21 protein-coding genes and 1 tRNA gene are annotated in these 20,056 nt (G+C 69.7%); 15 read left to right on the top strand and 7 right to left on the bottom strand.

Features of this window, described 5'->3' with window-relative positions; all coding sequences use genetic code 11:
• Window positions 1–38: 38 nt before the first annotated feature.
• The 8 genes from VFX14_23300 to ald all read left to right on the top strand — a co-directional run bounded on the left by VFX14_23300 (window position 39) and on the right by ald (window position 5,628).
• Window positions 39–347: a metalloregulator ArsR/SmtB family transcription factor gene (locus VFX14_23300; protein HEU5192617.1), complete on the top strand. Its 309-nt coding sequence runs from the start codon at window positions 39–41 to the stop codon at window positions 345–347.
• A 12-nt stretch (window positions 348–359) separates the two neighbouring features.
• On the top strand, window positions 360–803 hold the full coding sequence (locus VFX14_23295) for an ArsI/CadI family heavy metal resistance metalloenzyme (GenBank protein HEU5192616.1): 444 nt from the start codon (window positions 360–362) through the stop codon (window positions 801–803).
• Complete coding sequence (locus VFX14_23290; GenBank protein ID HEU5192615.1) at window positions 800–1,504, top strand: MIP/aquaporin family protein; 705 nt, start codon at window positions 800–802, stop codon at window positions 1,502–1,504. The genes VFX14_23295 and VFX14_23290 overlap by 4 nt, the downstream gene beginning before the upstream one ends.
• Entirely contained in the window at window positions 1,501–1,995 is a 495-nt protein-coding gene (locus VFX14_23285; protein HEU5192614.1) for an arsinothricin resistance N-acetyltransferase ArsN1 family A, read from the top strand. The genes VFX14_23290 and VFX14_23285 overlap by 4 nt, the downstream gene beginning before the upstream one ends.
• A complete protein-coding gene (locus VFX14_23280) occupies window positions 1,992–2,414 on the top strand; it encodes an arsenate reductase ArsC (GenBank protein HEU5192613.1) in 423 nt (140 codons plus the stop codon). Before VFX14_23285 ends, VFX14_23280 begins: the two co-directional genes overlap by 4 nt.
• A gap of 23 nt (window positions 2,415–2,437) precedes the next feature.
• Window positions 2,438–3,661 carry an MFS transporter gene (locus tag VFX14_23275; protein HEU5192612.1) on the top strand — a complete coding sequence of 408 codons (1,224 nt, stop codon included), beginning with the start codon at window positions 2,438–2,440 and terminating at the stop codon, window positions 3,659–3,661.
• A 171-nt stretch (window positions 3,662–3,832) separates the two neighbouring features.
• The gene (locus VFX14_23270) at window positions 3,833–4,360 is read left to right on the top strand and encodes a DUF2306 domain-containing protein (protein HEU5192611.1); all 528 of its coding nucleotides are present in this window, start codon (window positions 3,833–3,835) and stop codon (window positions 4,358–4,360) included.
• A gap of 149 nt (window positions 4,361–4,509) precedes the next feature.
• Entirely contained in the window at window positions 4,510–5,628 is a 1,119-nt protein-coding gene (gene ald, locus VFX14_23265) for an alanine dehydrogenase (protein ID HEU5192610.1), read from the top strand.
• Between the two features lie 15 nt (window positions 5,629–5,643).
• On the opposite strand, the gene VFX14_23260 is transcribed toward ald, so the two are convergent.
• From VFX14_23260 to VFX14_23240, 5 genes are all read right to left on the bottom strand, one after another.
• Window positions 5,644–6,516, bottom strand: a complete 873-nt coding sequence (locus VFX14_23260; protein ID HEU5192609.1) for a hypothetical protein — start codon at window positions 6,514–6,516, stop codon at window positions 5,644–5,646.
• Window positions 6,517–6,551: 35 nt separating this feature from the next.
• Window positions 6,552–8,066 carry an indoleacetamide hydrolase gene (gene iaaH / locus VFX14_23255; protein HEU5192608.1) on the bottom strand — a complete coding sequence of 505 codons (1,515 nt, stop codon included), beginning with the start codon at window positions 8,064–8,066 and terminating at the stop codon, window positions 6,552–6,554.
• A gap of 62 nt (window positions 8,067–8,128) precedes the next feature.
• Window positions 8,129–9,601 carry a 4-hydroxyphenylacetate 3-monooxygenase, oxygenase component gene (gene hpaB, locus VFX14_23250; GenBank protein ID HEU5192607.1) on the bottom strand — a complete coding sequence of 491 codons (1,473 nt, stop codon included), beginning with the start codon at window positions 9,599–9,601 and terminating at the stop codon, window positions 8,129–8,131.
• Window positions 9,602–9,642: 41 nt separating this feature from the next.
• Entirely contained in the window at window positions 9,643–9,819 is a 177-nt protein-coding gene (locus tag VFX14_23245) for a hypothetical protein (protein ID HEU5192606.1), read from the bottom strand.
• Window positions 9,816–10,034, bottom strand: coding sequence for a hypothetical protein (locus VFX14_23240; GenBank protein HEU5192605.1), 219 nt, complete (start codon window positions 10,032–10,034; stop codon window positions 9,816–9,818). The genes VFX14_23245 and VFX14_23240 overlap by 4 nt, the downstream gene beginning before the upstream one ends.
• A gap of 131 nt (window positions 10,035–10,165) precedes the next feature.
• Between VFX14_23240 and VFX14_23235 the strand changes: the two genes are divergently transcribed.
• Window positions 10,166–10,951 (top strand): hypothetical protein, encoded by a 786-nt coding sequence (locus tag VFX14_23235; protein ID HEU5192604.1) that lies wholly within the window; start codon window positions 10,166–10,168, stop codon window positions 10,949–10,951.
• On the opposite strand, the gene VFX14_23230 is transcribed toward VFX14_23235, so the two are convergent.
• Window positions 10,918–11,301 (bottom strand): hypothetical protein, encoded by a 384-nt coding sequence (locus VFX14_23230; protein ID HEU5192603.1) that lies wholly within the window; start codon window positions 11,299–11,301, stop codon window positions 10,918–10,920. The two genes, VFX14_23235 and VFX14_23230, sit on opposite strands and share 34 nt — an antisense overlap.
• Before the next feature lie 315 nt (window positions 11,302–11,616).
• Here VFX14_23230 and VFX14_23225 point away from each other — a divergent pair, with 315 nt between their 5' ends.
• From VFX14_23225 to VFX14_23200, 6 genes are read left to right on the top strand one after another with little or no spacing between them, the layout of a single operon-like run.
• A complete protein-coding gene (locus VFX14_23225; protein ID HEU5192602.1) occupies window positions 11,617–12,045 on the top strand; it encodes a hypothetical protein in 429 nt (142 codons plus the stop codon).
• A 34-nt stretch (window positions 12,046–12,079) separates the two neighbouring features.
• Window positions 12,080–13,192, top strand: a complete 1,113-nt coding sequence (locus VFX14_23220; protein ID HEU5192601.1) for an aminoglycoside phosphotransferase family protein — start codon at window positions 12,080–12,082, stop codon at window positions 13,190–13,192.
• Window positions 13,189–15,567 carry a lanthionine synthetase LanC family protein gene (locus VFX14_23215; GenBank protein ID HEU5192600.1) on the top strand — a complete coding sequence of 793 codons (2,379 nt, stop codon included), beginning with the start codon at window positions 13,189–13,191 and terminating at the stop codon, window positions 15,565–15,567. The genes VFX14_23220 and VFX14_23215 overlap by 4 nt, the downstream gene beginning before the upstream one ends.
• A gap of 12 nt (window positions 15,568–15,579) precedes the next feature.
• A complete protein-coding gene (locus VFX14_23210) occupies window positions 15,580–17,550 on the top strand; it encodes a hypothetical protein (protein HEU5192599.1) in 1,971 nt (656 codons plus the stop codon).
• A gap of 2 nt (window positions 17,551–17,552) precedes the next feature.
• A complete protein-coding gene (locus VFX14_23205; protein HEU5192598.1) occupies window positions 17,553–18,668 on the top strand; it encodes a hypothetical protein in 1,116 nt (371 codons plus the stop codon).
• Between the two features lie 27 nt (window positions 18,669–18,695).
• Window positions 18,696–19,577, top strand: a complete 882-nt coding sequence (locus VFX14_23200) for a prolipoprotein diacylglyceryl transferase family protein (protein HEU5192597.1) — start codon at window positions 18,696–18,698, stop codon at window positions 19,575–19,577.
• 244 nt (window positions 19,578–19,821) lie between these two features.
• On the opposite strand, the gene VFX14_23195 is transcribed toward VFX14_23200, so the two are convergent.
• Window positions 19,822–19,896: transfer RNA gene (locus VFX14_23195), tRNA-Thr, on the bottom strand.
• Between the last annotated feature and the right edge of the window lie 160 nt (window positions 19,897–20,056).

Raw genomic sequence — 20,056 nt, 5'->3', positions numbered from 1 at the left:
CCAGTTCGGGAAGGGATCACCAGCATGGCGATCGACACATGAAGACCATCGCACGGCTTCCCCTCGCCCAGCTCCACGCGAGCGAGGAGCACGTCGAAGCGTTCAAGGCGCTCGCCCACCTCTCTCGTCTTCAGGTGTTCTTTTGCCTCGTGCACGCGGGCAAGGAGCTGTCCGCCGGCGAGATACAAGCCGAGGTCGAGATCCCCGGCCCCACGCTCTCGCATCATCTGGATCTGCTCCGGCGGGCGGGACTCGTCGAGAGCCGGAAGGAAGAGCGCTACATCTACTATTCCGTGAAGCGGGAGGCAGTGACGACGCTTGTCCGGCTTCTCACCGCCTGCTGCTAGGGAGGGACCATCATGAGCGCGAAGGTTCATCTTCACCTGCATGTCTCGGACCTGACGAAGAGCCGCGCCTTCTACGAGCAGTTCCTCGGGACGGCGCCGGTCAAGATCAAGCCGGGCTACGTCAAGTTCCTGCCCGACTGGGCGCCCGTGAACCTGGCGCTCTCGAGCGGCGGGGCCGCCGCCGCCGGCACCATCGACCACGTCGGCGTCCAGGTGGACGCGGTGGCGACGGTGATGGCCGAGCTGGCGCGAGTGAAGGCCGCCGGCCTACCGGTGCAGGAAGAGTTGGGCGTCGACTGCTGCCACGCGAATCAGGACAAGTTCTGGGTGAAGGACCCGGACGGCGTGGAGTGGGAGGTCTACCACCTCAACTACGACCTGGAAGGCGACGAGCCGCAGAAGAGCCGCGGGATACTTCCGCTCGCCAAGGGCGGATCCTGCTGCGGCTCCGCGTGAGCAGCCGACCGAATCTTGCCCGACGACTGGCCGCGGAATGCGTGGGGACCGCTATGCTCCTCGCAGCCGTCGTGGGCTCTGGCATCATGGCCGAGCGCCTGGCCGGCGGCAATGTCGCATTGGCGCTCCTCGCCAACACGGTCGCAACCGGCGCGGCATTGGTCGCCCTGATCCTGACGTTCGGTCCGATCTCGGGCGCCCACTTCAACCCCGCCGTCACCCTCGCCGACGCCTGGCAGGGAGGCATCGCGTGGTCCCACGTCCTGCCGTATGTCGGCGCGCAGGTGCTCGGGGCCTACGCGGGCGTGGCCGCCGCCCACACGATGTTCGAGCTGCCGCTCTTCTTCGCCTCGCAGCATGCCCGCTCCGGGCCGGCTCAGATGTTCAGCGAGTTCGTGGCGACGTTCGGCCTGCTGGCGGTCATCTGGGGTTGCGTCCGCGCCCACTCGGCCTTCGTCCCCTTCGCGGTGGCCGCCTATATCACCGCCGCCTACTGGTTCACCGCCTCGACGTCGTTCGCGAACCCGGCGGTGACGCTGGCTCGAGCCGCCTCCGACACCTTCGCCGGCATCCGGCCCGCCGATGCGCCCGGCTTCATCGTGGCCCAGCTGCTGGGCGCCATGAGCGCGACCGCGTTCTTTCGCTGGCTGAGCCCCGCGCTGCCGGCCGCCGCGCCCGACGTGATCGTCCGCGCCCGATGACGCTCAGCACGCGTCTGGCCACCACGGCCGATGCGGCCGCGATCGCGGCCATCTACAACGAGGGCATCGCGGACCGCATCGCCACCTTCGAGACCGAGCCGCGCACGGCGGAGCAGCTCGCTACCCAGATCGCGGAGAAGGGTGACCGCTTCCCGACGGTGGTGGTGGAGCGCGAGGGGCAGGTCGTCGCGTGGGCCGGGGCCGGCGCCTATCGAACCCGGTCCGCGTACGCCGGTGTTGCCGAGCACTCGGTCTATGTGGCGCGCGCGGCGCGCGGCTCGGGCGCCGGCCGCGCCGCGCTGGACGCCCTCTGCCGCACCTATGCCGAGCGGGGCTTCTGGAAGATCGTCTCCAGAATCTTCCCCGAGAACGTGGCGAGCCTGGCGCTTCACAAGCGCTGCGGCTTCCGGGTGGTAGGCGTCTACGAGCGCCACGGGAAGCTGGAGGGTCAGTGGCGCGACTGCGTGATCGTGGAGCGGCTCCTCCCGTGAGCAAGCCGCGGGTGCTCTTCCTGTGCACGCACAACTCGGCTCGGAGCCAGATGGCCGAGGGCTTCCTGCGTGCCCTGGCCGGCGATCGGCTCGAGGCGGGCAGCGCGGGCACCGAGAAGACCAGGGTGAACCCGCTGGCCATCCGGGTCATGGCCGAGAAGAACATCGACATCAGCGGGCATACGTCGAAACGCTACGAGGATGTCACGCCGCTGCCGTGGGATTACCTGATCACGGTGTGTGACGACGCCAACGAGCGCTGCCCGTTCGTTCCCGGCACCGTGAAGCGCCAGCACTGGTCGTTCGAGGATCCCTCGCGGGCCCAGGGCGACGAAGCTCAGCGGCTCGCCGTCTTCCGGCGCGTGCGGGACCAGATCCACGAGCGCCTGGTCGCCTGGCTGAAGGAACCCGCCCCCTGACCCCGGCCCGCCTCGTCGGCTTCGTGTGCGCGGCGCAGGTCTTCGCGCAGATCGGCGCGTACACGTGGCCTGCGCTGCTGCCGGTGTTCATGACCGACTGGCGCCTCACGAACCGTGAAGCCGGCTGGATCACCGGCGTCTTCTACGCCGCGTACGCTCTGTCGGTCCCCATCCTCGTCACGCTCACGGACCGGATCGACGCGCGCCGCGTGTACCTCACGGGCGTGGCCCTCACCACCCTGAGCCATCTGGGCTTCGCCGCCCTCGCAGACGGCTTCTGGAGCGCGATCGCGTTGCGCGCGCTGGCGGGCGTGGGCTGGGCGGGTACGTACATGACGGGTCTCAAGCTCCTCGCCGATCGCGTCGATCCCATGCTGATGTCGCGCGCGGTGGCGGGCCACGCGGCGAGCATCGGCATCGCCGGCTCGATCTCGTTCGTCTTCGCAGGCACGCTCGGCCCGTGGTACGGCTGGCGCCAGGCCTTTCTCGCCGGCGGAGTGGTCACGCTGGCGGCGTGGCTCCTGGTGTTCTGGTCCGTGCCCGCACGGGAGCGGCGCGCCCACGCGGCGGCCGGTGGGGCCCTCTTCGACTTCCGGCCGGTGCTCCGCAACCGGTCCGCCATGGCCTACGCGCTGGGCTACTGGGCGCACACGTGGGAGATGAACTCCCTGCGTGGCTGGGCGGTCGCCTTCCTCGCGTACGTGGCCGCCGCCACCGGGGAGAAGGCGTGGCTCGCGCCGACCACCGTGGCCATGCTGATGGGGCTGGTCGGAACCTGGATCAGCGTGGCGGGCAACGAGGCCTCGATCCGCCTCGGCCGGCAGCGGCTGGTGCGCCTGGCCATGACCGGCTCCGCGCTCTGCGGCGCCATCATCGGTTTCGTCGGGCCTCGGTCCTATTTGCTCGCCGCGCTGCTCGTCCTGGTCTATGGCCTCCTCATCTGGCTGGATTCGTCTTCACTCACCGCTGGGGCCGCCGGCAGCGCCGATCCCGCGCGCCGCGGAGCTACCCTCGCCGTGCATTCCATGTCCGGCTACGTCGGCGGCTTCATCGGTCCCATCGTCATCGGGTGGATCCTCGACCTCTCGGGCGGCATGTCGGTGAAGGGCTGGGGCCTGGCCTTCCTGCACGTGGCGGTCATCATGACGCTGGGCCAGATCGCCTTTCGCATGCTGGCGCCGCGGGACTTGGCGGGGGACCGCAGCCACGTCCGCACGACAAGCGCGGGAGTCTCCCGCTCAGCCTGAGCGCGTCGAGATGTCGCACGGCTCATCGCGATGACAGAATCGAGCGGCCTCGGTATGTCACCTCGTGAATTTGACCGGACGCCGAGATTGCGTTTCGATTACGGGCGTGCCACATGTCCCCGGCCCGGAAAGGATGACGGCAGAGAGCTGAAGCCGCTCTAGCCTGACGCGATGATGGATCAAGGAGTTGTTGTCCTCGGCATCCCCATCCCATCATCCTCCCCCGTATTCCTCAGTATCGTGGCGGTGCACGTAGCGGCCGGCCTTGTCTCAACGGTCGCCGGCATCGGCGCCATGTTGAGTCCGAAGCATGCGGGCCGGCATCCGTCTGCAGGCGCGGTGTACTACTGGAGTCTCGTCGTGGTGTCGCTAACCATGGCCGCCCTCTCAATCCTGCGCTGGCCACATGACACGCATCTTCTCGTGCTCGGCATTCTGTCCTTTGGTGCGGCAGCGGTTGGCCGAATGGCGAGACGGTGCCTCTGGCGTGGCTGGCTGCCGGTGCACGTTACCGGGATGTCGGTGTCGTATATCTTGCTCCTCACGGCGTTCTACGTGGACAATGGACCGAACTTGCTGCTATGGCATTCGCTGCCGCCCGTGGCTCATTGGCTCCTGCCCGGCGCCGTCGGGGTCCCGATCCTGCTCTGGACGTTGCGGCGCCATCCGCTCATCGTGCGCACCCGAGCGCTTCCTTGACCCTTCGAGTATGGTCGCTGGCAGACCCGTCGATCGGTTTCGTGCTGACTGCGTCGACGTCGTGTGTCACTGCGGGGCACCTCACGCGCGCGAGCGCGTCCGACCTAGGTCCCATGGACGCATGCGACCGCCGGTGATACGAGAGAGGCATGGTCATCGGCGTCCCTCGTGAGATCAAGCTCGGCGAGCAGCGTGTCGCCGCCACGCCGGCCGGCGTGCACGCGCTCGTAGACGCGGGCCATGCCGTCATCGTGGAGCAGGGCGCGGGGGCCGGCAGCAGCTTCCGAGACGACGAGTACGGGAAGGTCGGCGCGCGGCTCGCCGCCGTCGACGAGGTCTGGTCCGGCGCGGACCTGATCCTCAAGGTCAAGGAGCCCATCGAGGAGGAATACCCGCGGTTCCGGCGCGGGCTGATCCTCTTCACCTATCTTCACCTCGCGGCGGTGCCTGCCCTGACGGGGGCGCTGCGGCGGGCGGAGGTCATCGCGATCGCGTACGAGACGGTGCAGCGTCCCGATGGCAGCCTCCCCCTCCTGACGCCGATGAGCGAAGTAGCGGGCCGGCTCGCCGTGCTCGAGGGCGCGCACTACCTGGGCAAGGCGTACGGCGGGCGCGGCGTCCTGCTCGCGGGCGTGCCCGGGGTGCCGCCGGGCAATGTGGTCATACTCGGCGGCGGCACGGTCGGCGTGAACGCCGCGCGAATGGCGGTCGGCCTCGGCGCCGACGTGTCGCTCCTCGACATCAATCTCGACCGCCTGCGCGTCATCGACGAGATGTTCCGCGGGCGGGTGGTGACGCTGGCCTCGAACGCGTTCAACATCGAGCAGGCCCTCCTGCGCGCCGATCTCCTGGTGGGCGCGGTGCTCGTCACGGGCGTGCGAGCGCCGCGCCTCGTCACTCGCGCGATGGTGGAGCGCATGAAGGAGGGCGCGGTGATCGTCGACGTAGCCGTCGATCAGGGCGGCTGCATCGAGACCATACGCCCCACCACCGTGTTCGAGCCGACCTATCGCGTCGGCGGTGTCGTGCACTACGGGGTGGCGAACATGCCGGCGCTGGTCCCGCGCACGTCCACTTTCGCGCTGACCAACGCCACGCTGCCCTATGTGCGGGAGCTCGCCGCCAAGGGGCCCGCCGCCGTCGCCCGCGAGGGCTCTCCCCTCGCCCGGGGCATCAACGTCTGGGGCCGGCACGTCGTGCACCCGGCCATCGCCGAATCGGTGGGCGAGGCCGTCACGTCGCTGGCCTCGGCGGCCGGCGGATCGTAGCCCCTCACCGAGGGATCAGAACCGGAAGCTGAGGCCGGCGGCGACGGTCTGGACGTCCTTGGCGTTGGTGCCGTACTCCGCGAACAGGTCCCAGCGCTTGAAGAGGGTGACCTGTGCGCCGATCATCGCGTTCAGGGGATGCTCCGGCCCCTGGTCCGCCTCGAACGCCACCTTCCCCACGCCGACCACGTCCACGCTGGATCGTGCCGTGCTTCGGGTGCCCCAGTACACACCGCCCACCCACAAGCGGACGGGGACGTCCAGGACCTTCCCGTTCCAGCCCGTCCGCACCGAGCCGATCAGCGCCTTGAAGCGGTCGTCGAAGCCGATGTCCGTCTGACTGTAGTTCACGTCGCCCATGACGAAGAAGCTGCGGTAGCCCGCCGCGAGGGTGAGCCCGCCACCCCCCATGAAGCCCTCCAGCTCCGTCTTCGCTGTCAGGTTGAAGGTCCGCTCGCCGGGGAGCCGGCCCGGTCTCGGAATGGTCAGCTCGCCTCGGGTGGTGGTGTTGTTGGCCACATAGCCGGCCATCAGATACACGTTCAGGAAGGGGAGGAGCCATGCGTCGAACCGGGCCACCGCCACGCTCACGTGGCTGGTCGAGCCGGCGTTCAAGAACTTGCTCACGCTGCGGACCGGCGCCCCGTCCACGCCGACCCGGATGTCGGTGATCTCGATGTCGCGCTCCACGTAGTAGAAGACCCCCGAGAGGCCGAGGGGCAGCGGCAGCTCGTAGCCCCGCTTCAGCGCCATGTCGGACATGAACGGCAGGGTATATGGCCACTTCCCCGGCTCGGTGGTCGCGACGCTGTCCGCCATCGAGGGCGCCTGCGCGGTCGCAGGGCGTGTCGCGCCGAGCAGCAGCACGAAGAGCCACGCGAGGGCCACCGCCGCGCGTGACAGGGGGCCGGAGCCTCGAATCATTACCGCGGCGGCGGCGGGATGCGGCCGAGCACCTGCTCGATCGCGAGCCCGATGGCGAGCAGCCGCTCGTCGCTGCCACGCGGGCCGTCGAGCGACAGCCCGACGGGCAGGCGGGTGGTCGGCCCGAGCCCCGCCGGCACCGTCAGCCCCGGGACGCCCGCGTTGCTGCCGGGATCCGTGTTGCGGATGAAAAGAAGGAACGTGGGGAGGCTGCTCGCGTCCGCGCCCTGCGGGACGGCCACGCGCGCCGTGGTCGGCGCCAGCAGCGCGTCGATGCCGTTCTTCTGGAACGCGTCCGCGAAGTACTGGGCGAGCGCCGGTCGTCCCTGCTCCATCGCCGCCCTGTAGGCGGGCGCAGCGTCCACCACGCCGTTCGGCGCGGGCAGCTTGCGCGGCACGACGAGGCCGTCGTAGGTGCCCTTGACGTCCTTGCTCGCGATTTCCTGGGCCACCTGCTCCACCGTCTTTCCGACCTGATACCGCGCGAGATACGCCTTGAGATCGTCATAGGCCTCGTAGAGCGCCACCGGGAAGCTGACGGCGTCGTTCAGCTTCTGGAGATCGGGCATGTCGACCTCGACGATGGTGGCGCCGGCTGCGCGCAGCTTGGCGATGGCCGCCGCGGTCACCGTCTCGGTGTCGGTGTCGAGGTCCTTGAAGAAGTAGGCGCGATAGACTCCGAGCTTCACCCCGCTGAGTGGCGCCGGCGTCGCGAGGCGACCTCCCGTGATCACCGAGTCGAGCAGCGCGACGTCGGCCACCGTCCGCGCCATCGGCCCCACGGTGTCGCGCGAATGCGCGATCGGCGTGACGCCCGCCTGGTCGTAGCGCAGGAGGGTGGGGCGCAGGCCGGCGCCGCCGGTGAGCGCGGCGGGGATGCGCACGGAGCCGCCGGTGTCGCTGCCGAGACCGCCGGGCGCCAGCCGCCCGCCGACGGCGGCGCCGGTGCCGCTCGAGCTACCGCCGGCGATGCGGGTGCGATTGTAGGGGTTGCGCGTACCGATGGGCGCTTTCGTGTAGAAGCCCTCGTTGTAACCGGAGATGCCGAAGGCCAGCTCATGCATGTTGGTCTTGCCGAGGATGACGGCGCCCGCGTCGACGAGCCGCTGCACGGTCGGCGCGTTCTCCTTGGGCACGAACGCGCGGAGGGCCGGGGTCCCTGCCGTGTTCGGCAGGCCGGCCACGTGCGTGTTGTCCTTCACCACCAGGGGCACGCCGTGGAGCGGCCCGCGGCTCGTGCCGGCCACGAGCGCCTCGTCCGCCTTCTGCGCCGCCGCCATCGCGCCCGCGCGATCGAGCGTGATGAACGCGTTGAGGTCGGGATTGGCCTCGGCCCGGGCCAGGAAGGCCTCCGTCAGCTCGGCGCTCGTCACCGAGCGCTGGCGGATCAGGCGGGCCGCCTCCACCACGGTGACCTCGGTGAGATCGGCGGGGCGCGCCACCTTCGCGGTGCCCGCGCAGCCCGCGAGGATGAGGGGAAGCGTCACGACGACGGCGGCCGCGCGAAGGCTCATGGCGTTATCTCCTCGGGGCCGGGGCTTGGGTCGGAGACCCGGCGGCCCGGGCTATTCTATCCTTACCCCGAGCCCCCCGACCCGCCGTCCGGCTCGTCGCGAAGGAAGGCCCGCACGCGCTCCATCACCTCGCCCTTCGGGTAGATGCCGCTCACGAACCGGGAGCGGGCGAGCGGATCGCCAGCGAAGAACCGCTCGTAGAGCACTTGCCGGCTGCCGAACGACGTGCCGGCGATGTCCCACGCGAGTCGGAAGAGCTTCACCCGGTCGCGCGCGGCGGTGGTGTCGGTGGCCAGGTACTGCTCGATGTGCCGGCCGAGGGGGCCGCCCATGTCCTCTTCCGTGGGGATGATCATGAAGCTGCTGGAGCCCAGGAGCTGCAGGATCTCCACCATCCGCGGATACGCAGTCATGAAGAGGTTACGCGTCATCTCGATCGGCACTTCCGCCGGGCACATCACGCCCCACTCGTCGAGCTGCGCGTCGGCTTCGGCGGCCCGCGTGCACGCCTTCATCAGCTCGGTGTACTGCATCAGCTCGGCGAGGCGCTCCTCGGAATGCGGGAGCTGCGCGTTGCCAAGGGTGTCCGCCACCAGTAGGGCCACGCCGAGCACGAACTCACACTTGGCGATGTTCTTCGCGGCGCCCTGATGGGCGGTGTGCGCCATCGAGTGCGTCCGTGCGCCGGTCCCGTTGATCAGGTTCACGTCGCCGAGGAGGAACACGCGCTCCCACGGGACGGGGACGTCGTCGAAGAACACGACGCAGTCCATCTCCTCGAAGCGCGAGCCGAGCGGGTGGTCGAAGTGCGAGCGGCCGAGGTCGAAGCTCTCACGGCACAAGAACCGGAGCCCCGGCGTCCCGCACGGGATGGCGAAGTTCAGGGCGAAGGGGCTGTGACCGCGCGTCATGTCGCTCATGCGCGGGGAGTACACCGCGATCTCGTCGGCGAGCGGTCCGAGGGTGGCGAGAATGCGCGCGCCGCGCACCACGATGCCCGAGTCCGTCTCGCGCACCACCGACAGCGCGGTACCCTCCTGGAGGTTCAGACCCGCTGCGCTGCGGCTTCGCTGCAGGTTGATGAGGGCGTGCGTGAGCGTGAGGTCGCGCTCGCGGATGTACTCGTAGTAGCGGCGGATGTTCTCGCCGAACTCGGGACGGTTCTGCGCGAAGTACGGGGCCGCCCCCGCCCAGGCCGCGTAGGTGACGTTCATAAAGTCCGGCGAGCGGCCCATCATCCCGCACGTGTGGCGCGCCCAGCGGAGCATCATGGCCCGGCGCCGCTCGAGGTCCTCCCGGGTGCGGGGGATGATGAACGACAGCCCGACGCGCTCGCCGCTCGACGGCGACACGTACGTCATCTCGTCGCCCCGGGCCGGCTCGTGCTGCATGTCGTAGAGCGCGGCGATCGCGCGCGCCCCGCTTGCCAGCCCCGGGTGGGCTGTCACGTCCTTCACGCGCTCGCCGCGCAGCCAGACCTGCCGCTCCTGCTCCCGCAGCCCGCGGAGGTAGTCGTCACCCGTCCGTGCCGGCATGGCGGCATTCTATACGGACCGAAGCGGAGAGGGGAGTCGACCTACGTCAGGGAGCCGGTCGGGATCACGGTGATGCCGGAGTTCAGCCCCGCGACCTGGCTCAGCTTGAAGTTGCAGCCGAGGAGGGTCGAGCCCCAGCCCGCCCGGAACACGATCGCCTGCGCGAGCGCGGGTGACGCCGTGCAGCCCTGGAACATCAGGCGCGTGCCCTGGTTCACGGAGATTCCCGCCGCGCCGGCGACGTCTTGTTGAAGGAGGCGGCGATCAGCTGGTGGCTGTCCGGACGCAGCGACACGTTGCTGACGTTGGGCGAGTCGAACACGACGTGGACGCGGTTGCCCTCCCACTTGCAGCGGAGGAACATCCACCCTTGCGCGCCCGACAGCGTTACCGCCTCCCGCCGCCGCGCGCGCAAACATTGACGTCGTTCCATCGCGGTTCCTCCCGGTTGAGGTTTCGCCCGCGATAGGATCGGAGTGTGGGGAGCGGTGGGTCAAGGTTACCCGCGTCAATACAACCAAAGACCTTTGGGTTATATCCGTAGCCTTAGGAGGAGTAAGAAGTATGAAGACGGGCGACTCAGCAGACCACCTACGCTCCGTGCCGCCCAGCGACTTCGTGAGTGCCCGCAATGCCATCGCGGCCAAGCTCCTGAAGGACGGGAAGGTCGCGGAGGCGAGACGCGTTCGACGTCTGCGCCGCCCGAGCCCCGTGGTCTGGGCGCTGAACAACTCCGCGAGCGCGCCCCGAGAGGTCAACGCGCTGGCTGACGCGGTGACCGATCTCCGTCGTGCTCAGCTTGGGCAGCGTGATTTCCGACCGGCGATGGATCGCCTCCGCGCCGCGATCGCGCCCCTCATGCGCGGCGCCTCGGAAAAACTCAGGCTTGCCCGTATCCCTCTGTCACCGGCCCTGGAGCGCCGGCTCCACGACACTCTGATCGCATCCGTCGCGGACCGGGGCCTGCGCGCCGATCTGCTCGCCGGCCGCCTGACGGAGGAGCGAGGCGCCGCCGGCTTCGACATCCTGGCGAAGGGGCCGATCCCGGCGGTGTCCCCGCGCGCGAAGGCGCGGAAGGAGCGCCGCCCGGCGGACGGGCGGCGTCAGCGTCAGGCAGAGCGCGAAGTGCGAGAGGTCGCGAAGCGGGCGCAGCGCGAGGCGAAAGCGCTGAATCGGGTCGCGGAGGCGAAAACACGAGCGGCGGACGCGGCGGCGACGAAGGTGGAGGCCATGCGCGCGGCCCTGCTCGTGCAGGAACGGCGGGCGACCGATCTGCGCGCGGAGGCCGCCGCGGTGCGCGAGGCCGCGCTCAAGGCTCAGCGCGTGCAAGCGCTATCAAGCGCAAGGTAGGCGTGGCTCAGGGCGCTCCAGTTCGACTCTCCCGGATGAGCCTGGACGTACTTGTCGACGATGTCGAGCACCTGTCTCCGTGTCATTGGTCCAGTGCAGTCGACGATCTTGCCGAAGAACCGCACCGTAGTGTCGCTCTCCTTCAACCCCTTCAACACGTCGACGGCATGGCGCCATCCGTCGATCAGCCCCACGATGTAGAGGGCTCGCTCGCTGTCCGACAGCCCGCTGTACTGATTCACGTTCATCTGTGCTCGCGCGACCGTGGGAGCTATAAGAAGGATCACCGCGATGGTCAGGAGGCCAAAGGCGCGGACTCGCATTGATGTCTTGCCCTCCCCGTCGGTCATGCGGAGGATGGGAGCGGTCGTGAAGGTGGAGCCGGGGGCGGGAGTTGGGGCCATGGTTCACCGCACTGCACATCACGATCGCCTCATATGACGTGGTTCCTGAGCTAAGGACGGGCGCGCTGGTGTTGACGGCACTCTACTCCTGAGTGCGATGGTCTGCTACCATTGCAAGCGCATGAGCCGTGAGAGGGTGGGCGCGACCACGACACAATTGATCGCGCGACCGATGAAGCCGATTGGTCCGACGAGGACCGTAGGCGGTCGCGCGCGCGGGGCAAGTAGCTCATGTTCGCCGCTCGGGGAGGAGAGTGCGTGATGACCGAACAGGGCGTGATGGCCTTGGAGGGTATTCATCTCGGACCGAGCCCGGACGCGGGGAAGTGGCGCCTCTATCTGACCCGCAATTTCGGGCGGTATCTGGAGTTTCCGAAGGCGGAGACGATCCGCTCCGAGCGTGTCGCGGAGGGCCGCGTGATCGCCTGGGTCAAGCGTGAGGCGCGCGTCGAGGAAGCGATGGCCGTGGTGGCCGCCGTCCCCGCCGACTTCCTGGAGGGCGGGCTGCTCGACCATCTGCGGCGCGCGAACGAGGCCGACACCATCCGGCGTCTGCTCGGCCTCAGCCTGGTCGACTGTAACGGCGACAAGCAGCAGCCCAAGCCCGAGGGGGCCTCCAACTGGACCGACGGGAGACCCTCGTGTCCGAACCCCCAGCAATGCTCCACACCGGGGTGCTGTAAATTCTGATGTCTCACGCCGACGCGGTTTCCTAGCAGCTGCGATGCTGTCGGTCGAGACCGTCGTGCCCTACCTGCTCGAGCGCGGGCTGCTCGACGACCGCCTCGTCGCCGACACGGATCTTCAGGTCGTCGACGTGTCGCGGCGCAATCACAACTTCAAGCTGCTCTGCGAGGCGGGGCCCGGCTACTTCCTCAAGCAGGGACGCGACACCGACACGGCCGGCACCGTCGCCCACGAGGCGCGGCTCTACCAGTGGTTCGCGGCCCACCCGGACGCGACCACGCTCGCCGAGCTCGTGCCCCAGTGCCGCCTGTACGACAGCGCGCAGCGCACGCTGGTGATGGAGCTGATCCCGAAGGCGGAGAGCCTCTTCCAGCACCAGTGGCGCACGCGGCGCGTGGCCGCCGACATTGGGACGGCGCTCGGCCAGGCGCTCGGCACGCTGCACGCCCTGACCCGATCCGCCGCCTCCGACGGGCGCGATGACGACGCCGCCCCCGGTCACGCCGCCAGGTTCCTCCTGCTCCATCGGCCGGGCATCGAGACCCTTGCGACGGCCAGCTCCGCCAGCCTCGAACTCATCTCGGTCGTTCAACAGAGTCACGAGCTCGCCGCCGTGCTCGATCGCCTGGACCAGGAATGGCGGCCGGAGTGCCTGATCCACGGCGATCTGCGGTGGGACAACTGTCAGGTCGTCCATCGAACCGCCGGCGGTGGCCCGCGGGTCCAGTTCGTCGACTGGGAGATGGCCGGCCTCGGCGATCCGCGCTGGGACGTCGGGACGGTGTTCAGCGACTGCCTCAGCGCGTGGCTGCTCTCGGCGCCGGTGACGGCCAACACCGCGCCGGCGGAGTTCCTGTCGCTCGCGCGCCATCCCCTTCGGGCGATGCAGCCCGCGATGCGAGCGTTCTGGCGGGCGTACGTCCGCCGGATGGAGCTGGATCGCGCCACGGCTACCGACTGGCTGGCCCGATGTGTCCAGTACGCCGGGGCGCGCCTCGTGCAAGCTGCGTACGAAGACATGCGGGGGGCCGCCCGACTCGCCGCGAGCGTGGTTTACATGCTGCAGCTGAGCGCGAACGTCGTGGAGCGGCCGCTCGAGGCGGCCGGCGTTCTCTTGGGCATTGCGGAGCCACTCCCGCCTAGCCCATGAGTCCCTACCGCCAGCAGCTCGAGACGGCCATCCGGGCCGTGCGGTTCCGCTCTGCCTCGGAGGTCTTCTGGTTCGGCAAGCGGGCATCCCCCGAATTGAGGCGTCGCTTCCGGCGCGGGTTGACGCCGAGCGAGGCCCGCGCCTTCGTTCTCACCAGCCTGCAGGATCAGCTGTACGCGAACTTCTACAGCAAGGCCGCGGCCTACCCCTCGTTCGAGGCGGAGCACCAGGCGGTCTCCCGCGTCCAGGTGACTGCATTCGTGGAGCGGCTGTCGGAGGCGAACGGCGGGGCCGGCTATTTCGAGCCCGGCTGGGAGGTGCTCCGGACCGACCACGCGTGGGCGGACGTCGGTCGCAGCGGGCTCGCGATCCGGGTGCGCCCGGCCGACTGTCGGCTGCCCGAGAACGCCTCGTGGACGGTGGGGCAGCTGGTCAGTGTCCGCATGCCTAAGGAGCTGCGGGGCCGCGCGCCGGGCTGCTACGTCGCGATGGGCGACGCATGGCTGCCGGACGGCGCGTGGCGCGATGTCGTCCGACTGTACTGGAACGTCACGGCCGAGGGCGCGGTCGATCTCACCCGGAGCGCCACCCGGCTGCTGAACCGCGCCGGGCTGCCGTTTCAGCTCAAGGTGGTGACTCAGCTGACGCGATTCTCCCGCTGCGACTCCGGGGTGCTCTACCTGCGACAGCGAGACTACCCCGCAGCGCGCCGGACGCTGGAGCGCCTGCACGGGGAGCTCGCGCCGAGCCTGCGCGCGCCGGTCCCGGCGCTGACGAAGCCGCTCGCGCCGGGGCTCGGGCTGGCGGAGGACCCCGGGAACGGCCTGAGCTTCGGCGAGCACCGCTGTCTGCTCCTCGCCGACGCGCTGATTCGCGCCTACGAGCTCGGGAAGACGTCGGTGCACGATCGGCTTCGGGTGGTCGTCGAGCGGTTCGGCGACGAGGGCATCGATCTGGCCCGGCCGTATCTGAATCCGGACTCGGAGGACGCGTACGAGCTCGCAGCGCTCGACGAGCGGCGCCCGCCCCTCGTCGCCCTGCCCTGGACGCGCTCGCCCCGCGACGGGGGCGACGAGGCGCCCAGCGCGCGGTATCTGGACACCGCCCACCGCATCGGCCGCGAGATCTGGCGGTCCGCGCGGTGGAGCGAACGCCGATGCAACTGGATGGGGGCGACGGTGGACGCCACCGGACGCACGAGCACCGCAGCGCTCGACCCGCATCTCTATGCCGGGACCAGCGGCGTGGCCTGGTTTCTCGCCGAGTTGTATGCCGCGACGGGCGACACCATGGCGCGCCGGGCGGCGCTCGGGGCGATCGAGCAGGCGCTCTGGAAGGCCGACGGCATCGCGGCCGGCGATCGCGTGGGCCTTTTCACCGGTTGGATCGGCATCGCGTTCGCCGCCGTGCGCGTCGGCGTGACCCTGAACGAGCCCGCGCTGCTCGCGCGCGCGCGCCAGCTCCTGGAACGCCTCGAGCCTGCCTACGCCGCCGTCGCGAACGTGGACCACATGGCGGGGGCCGCGGGCGCGATCGTCGGCCTGCTCGGGCTGCGGGAGGTCCTCGGGGAGCCGCGGCTGACCCAGGCGGCCATCCGACTGGGCGAGACGACGCTCGCCCGGGCGACCAAGCGCGCGCGCGATTGGTCCTGGAAAACCACCAATCGCGCCCGCGAGGTGAACCTCACGGGATTCGCCCACGGCGCCGCCGGCATCGCGTGCGCGCTGATGGAGCTGTGGCAGGCCACGGGGGACCGGCGCTACCGCCGGGCCGCCGAGCTCGGCTTCGCGTACGAGCGGCGCTGGTTCGCCGCCGGCGCGCGCAACTGGCCCGACCTGCGCGGCTACCCGGCGCGCGGGGTCCGGCCGAGCGACGAGCTGCCGTGCGGCTCGATGTGGTGTCACGGGGCGCCGGGTGTCGCGATGTCCCGGCTGCGCGCCTACCAGATCACCGGGGACGAGCGGTGGAAGGCCGACGCCCTGGTTGCCCTGCAGACGACGCGGACGCTGACCGAGAGCGCGGTGCGCGGGCGGACGACGAACTTCTCGCTCTGCCACGGCCTCGCCGGCAACGCGGAGATCGTCGCTGCCGGCACCGACATCCTCCCCGAGAACTTCCCCGATGGGCCGCGCGTCGCCGCCGACGTCGCCCGGTTCGGCATCGAGCGCTATGGCGATGGCGCGCGACCGTGGCCGTGCGGCGCGGCGGGGCCGACGCCGGCGCTCATGGTCGGGCTCGCGGGGACGGGCTACTTCTACCTGCGACTGGTGAATCCCAAGCTGCCGTCCGTGCTCTTGCTCCGCCCCGCGGCCGCCCGCACGGCGGTGGAGCCGCCCGCCGTGCCGGCGTTCGAGTCCGCTCCCTCTCACGCATGAAGGGCTAGCCGCATGCCAGGAATCCCGACATTGTTCCGGGCGCTCGAGCTCACGCTCGACGAGCTCGACAAGCAGAACATGCACCACATCTCGGACGTCATGCGCGCCAACCCCGGCTACGCGCACCTGGGCGTCATCGGCGCGTCGATCGGCGACTTCTTGCCGGCCGATCCGCCCGCCCCGGGGGCCGAGCCGCTGACCAACTACACCCGCATCTGGAAGAACATCTTCCAGCTGCTGGCCGACCTGGAAGGCCGGAAGGGGTTCATCTCGACGCTGACGGGCGTGCGCGACAGCCTCAACAAGCTGGCGACGATCGCGACCGACGAGGACGCCGAGGCCCTGGTCGATCTCCAGGACTCCGGCGAAGCCGATCAGATGAAGGCCACCGCCGACAACCTGAAGGTGCTGGTCCAGGAGCTGATCTTCAAGGCGAAGCTGATCGCGGGATGGATCGCGAAGGACCTCAGGCCGGTCGTCAACACCGCCGCCGCCACCGATCCGATCCCCGCCACGGCGAAGTGGCAGGCGCGCGACGTCCTGCACTGGCGCAAGACCGGCGCCTTCGTGCGCAACCTGCTCGACAAAGCGAACGCGACGGGGGACGCGCGGCTGCGCGCGTACGCCTTCGGCTACCTCGTCGGCTACACCTGCATGGTCTGCGGTAGCCCCTTCATCAACTCGATCGTCGGCGGGCCGTTCCGGACGCAGTGGTGGCGCCAGCGCTTCATCCGCGTCCACATTGACGCCTGGGTGTACGGCTACTACGAGCAGACGCCGCGCCCGACGATGGGTCCCGCGGACGTGCCGTCTCCGCCCTACGACTGGTGGCCAACCCTGTGCGACGCGAACCTCCAGCGGAAGCTCAACTTGGGCCCCACGGACGCGATGGACCCGATCGCGGCCCTGAACCTCGTGGTGACGGCGCAGCCCTTCCCCGCGGTGGTCCCGGACGATTTCGCGCAGCGCTGGTTCGAGGTCGTGCAAGCCACGTTCGGGGCGGCGATGCCGGAGGGCCTCTCGGCGGCGTCGCTGAACGGAGCCTACTGCATGACGTGGCTCATGCTGTGGTTCCAGACGAGCGGCGTCGTGCTGGGGGTGCTCGGGTGCCGCCCGAAGGAGCCCCAGCCGCCAGGGAACTGCGGCAAGGACAAGTCGGAGCTCGATCCCTTCAAGGCCGACGAGTTCGGCAATCCCACGGGCCCGCCGCCCGCGAACATCGACGAAGACGTCGACGAGACGGCCCTGACCTGCGCGATCATCTTCGGCATCCTGGGCGGACTCATCCCCATGTCGCCCTCGGGGACGATCACGACGATCATCACCGACGAGATCAAGACCGGTTCGGTGGACTGGGACAACGTACGGTGCAAGATCTACTGGAACCGCGAGTACCTCCACAACGCCATGGCGGGGTTCCAGCGGCTCGTGGCCCTCACCGGCTTCGCGTACCCGGATCCGAAGGTCTTCGCCGAGGACGCGCAGGCGCTGGCCCTCCTCGGGTCCAACAAGCCCCTCGAGTCGGCGCGCAACCTCGTGAAATCGCGCCTGCGCAGCCCCTTTCCCTCGCGGCCCTGGATCACGCTGAAGCCAGACGAGGACCCCACGGCGAGTCTGGTGCTCTTGAAGATCTTCGACGAGTTCGAGAAGGATCCGGACGCCACGAAGCCGGGATTCGAGACGCCGGGGACGACTGCCTATCACGCGGAGGCCTTTCCGTCGTTCTTCCTCGACGATCCCGGTAATCCGCTGGGGATCAGCCCCGTCAAGCGGGGGGGACCGGGGCTGTTCGCGGGCCACGGGGCGGAGGACACGCCGGCCCGGTTCGGCAGCGTGGTCGCCAACGCCATCGATCTGTTCCGGGACATCGACACGCGCTTTCCGAACTGGAACCTCGACGCCGATCGGGGGCTCGCCTGGCTCACGTGGAAGTTCAAGACGGGCTACGATCCCGGCGCGGTCGACGTGGAACCGGAGGCGTGACCATGGTCGGCGACGACCGCGAGCGGCGCGAGCCGCGCCGCGAGGACGAGCATCGGGATCCGGCCACGCGCGAAGGGGGGCGACGAGGCGGTCACTCCGCCGACGCGCGCCGCGTCTGGACGCCCTGGCTCGTGATCCGCTACACGGGCACGGACGACGGCCGCTGGCGGCCCATTCCCGACAACACCGTCTTCTGGGCCTCTCCCGACATCTGGGTGGAGTCGAGCGATCCATTGGGGAATCCCGTCGGCGGCGAGCCGAATTTCGTGCACGCGCGGGTGTTCAATCTCGGCAAGGCCCAGGCGCGACCCACGCGGGTGGACGTGTTCTGGATGGAGCCGTCGATCGGTCCGGGCAGCATGAACTGGCTCGGCTCGACCTGGGTCGAGATCCCGTACCACAAGTCGAAGGACGTCCGGTGCCCCGTGCCGTGGGTGCCCCAGTTCCTGGGCCACGAGTGTCTGGTCGTCCACGCCTCCGCCGACATCGACGATCCGATCGCCCTGCCCTTCGAGCCGCGCCTCGACCGTCACGTCGGGCAGCGGAACGTCAACGTGGTCGCGGCCGTGGCCGGCCAGCCGCTGCACTACCGTCTGAAGGTCTACAACGCGGCGGCAACGGCGGCGCGCGTGACGATCGCCGTTCGCGTCGAGCATGTCGCGATCGGCCGGCGGGCGAGCCGGACCATGGCCCATCGAGACGTCGTCGACCAGGTGACAAGCTACCGCCGCCGCGCGGCGCGCGCGCGGGGCGTCGACGGCGAGATCGTCCACGACGTCGCTGCGGATGGCCGCCTGGCGCGCAGCGCGCCGCGGATCGACTCGAGGCTGTCCGACGACGCCGTGATCGTCCCGACCCGCGACGGGAACAGCCATTTCGGCCAGATGCTGCTCGCGGCCGACCGGCCTGCCCGCTTCGGCGAGGTCGTTGACACGCGCGACGCCGTCACGCTGCACGAGACCCGGATGAACGCCTTCGAGGAGCGACGACTGACGCTCCAGTTGACGGTCCCCGCGACCGCCCGGCCCGGCGAGTTCGTCGTGGCCCACGTCATGCAGAGCATCGAGGGACTCAGCGGCGGCGGGTACACGATTGTCGCCGAGATGACGGGCCGGTAGCCCGTCGGGACGCGCATGGGCGGCAAAGTGGCGGCGCTCGGCACGATGGCGTCGCGGTGGCGACCGCGGCCCCGGCTGCTGCTCTTCGGCCGTCGGCGGTCCAGCTATCGCGTGTGTGGCGTGGCCGGCCTCGGCGTGGCCACGGCTTTGGCGACCGTCCTCGCGGCCCACTCAGGGCTGTCGCATGCCGCCAATGGCGCGCTCCTCGTGACGGGCATCGGCGTGTTCCTCGCGCTCGCGCTGGTGACGAAGGCGATCGTGGGCCAGGAGGCCCTCATCTACTATCACCACGAGGTGGCCATCCTCGCCGCCTCGGGCGCGGTGCTGGCCGCATTCGGCTGGCCGGTGCGCGCGCATCTCGACGTGATGGCGCTCGCCCTCGGCACGTTCTTGGCGTTCGGCCGGGTCGGCTGTCTGATGGTCGGATGCTGTTACGGGACGCCGCATCACTGGGGCGTGGAATACGGCGAGGAACACGCGGCCGGCGCATTTCCCCGGCACCTCGTCGGCGTCCGGCTCCTGCCCGTCCAGCTGTTCGAGGCGTTTGTTGTCGTCCTGCTGGTAGTCATGGGCTCCGTGCTGTTCCTTCAGGCCTTGCCGTCGGGAACGGCGCTGTCGTGGTACGTCGTCGGCTATGCGGCCGCGCGCTTCTGGCTGGAGCGAGTTCGCGCCGATTATGGCCGGCCTTACTGGCGGGGCTTCTCCGAGGCGCAATGGACGTCGCTCGTCTTGATGTCCGGTGTCGTGGCAGCCGAATGGCAAGGGCGACTGCCGTTCTCGCCTTGGCACACAGCGCTCTGGGCAAGTGTCGGCCTCGGGATGCTGGCGTTGACGCTTCGCATCTATCGCATCCGCCGACGTGTCGCCGCGGCAGCGGCGCGCTCCGTCGAGACCTGCACGAGGGCGTAGAGTCGAATCCCGTTGGGGCCACCACACCTTTTGCTGCGCGACTGCGCCCGCGACTACCGCGCGGATCGTACCCGCACCGGAGAACGCATAGAGCGGCTCGCCGGATCGTCAGCGCTTTGGCGTGTGGCCCCGTCTTGCGAGCACCGCGACGTTGACGACGTCGTGCTCCGCCACCGGTGATTGTCAGGTGATCGCCGGAAGGTGACTCCGGACCGAGTGATGGCCTGCAGGTACGCAAAAACAGTGGAGCCGGGGGCGGGAGTTGAACCCGCGACCTACTGATTACGAATCAGTTGCTCTGCCACTGAGCTACCCCGGCGTGTCCAGCCGGTACGCGCGCGACACGACGATACTACCACCTCGGGCCATCCGCCAAGCCCGGGCGCCTTCGGCTCGTTACAGGAGGCTCTTGCCGCTCATGGGCCCGGCGGGCCGGCCTCCGAGCAAGTCCACGATGGTGGGAGCGACGTCGAATGCCG

Source organism: Candidatus Methylomirabilota bacterium (assembly GCA_035764725.1).
GTDB lineage: Bacteria > Methylomirabilota > Methylomirabilia > Rokubacteriales > CSP1-6 > DASRWT01.
Note: the sequence above shows the minus strand (reverse complement) of the source record. Positions and strands in the feature narration are given on the sequence as shown.

Coding starts and splice junctions, on each gene's coding strand:
- VFX14_23300 (HEU5192617.1), top strand. CDS start 39: ATGAAGACCATCGCACGGCTTCCCCTCGCCCAGCTCCACGCGAGCGAG.
- VFX14_23295 (HEU5192616.1), top strand. CDS start 360: ATGAGCGCGAAGGTTCATCTTCACCTGCATGTCTCGGACCTGACGAAG.
- VFX14_23285 (HEU5192614.1), top strand. CDS start 1,501: ATGACGCTCAGCACGCGTCTGGCCACCACGGCCGATGCGGCCGCGATC.
- VFX14_23270 (HEU5192611.1), top strand. CDS start 3,833: ATGATGGATCAAGGAGTTGTTGTCCTCGGCATCCCCATCCCATCATCC.
- ald (HEU5192610.1), top strand. CDS start 4,510: ATGGTCATCGGCGTCCCTCGTGAGATCAAGCTCGGCGAGCAGCGTGTC.
- iaaH (HEU5192608.1), bottom strand. CDS start 8,066: ATGAGCCTTCGCGCGGCCGCCGTCGTCGTGACGCTTCCCCTCATCCTC.
- hpaB (HEU5192607.1), bottom strand. CDS start 9,601: ATGCCGGCACGGACGGGTGACGACTACCTCCGCGGGCTGCGGGAGCAG.
- VFX14_23240 (HEU5192605.1), bottom strand. CDS start 10,034: ATGGAACGACGTCAATGTTTGCGCGCGCGGCGGCGGGAGGCGGTAACG.
- VFX14_23235 (HEU5192604.1), top strand. CDS start 10,166: ATGAAGACGGGCGACTCAGCAGACCACCTACGCTCCGTGCCGCCCAGC.
- VFX14_23230 (HEU5192603.1), bottom strand. CDS start 11,301: ATGACCGACGGGGAGGGCAAGACATCAATGCGAGTCCGCGCCTTTGGC.
- VFX14_23225 (HEU5192602.1), top strand. CDS start 11,617: ATGACCGAACAGGGCGTGATGGCCTTGGAGGGTATTCATCTCGGACCG.
- VFX14_23220 (HEU5192601.1), top strand. CDS start 12,080: ATGCTGTCGGTCGAGACCGTCGTGCCCTACCTGCTCGAGCGCGGGCTG.
- VFX14_23215 (HEU5192600.1), top strand. CDS start 13,189: ATGAGTCCCTACCGCCAGCAGCTCGAGACGGCCATCCGGGCCGTGCGG.
- VFX14_23210 (HEU5192599.1), top strand. CDS start 15,580: ATGCCAGGAATCCCGACATTGTTCCGGGCGCTCGAGCTCACGCTCGAC.
- VFX14_23205 (HEU5192598.1), top strand. CDS start 17,553: ATGGTCGGCGACGACCGCGAGCGGCGCGAGCCGCGCCGCGAGGACGAG.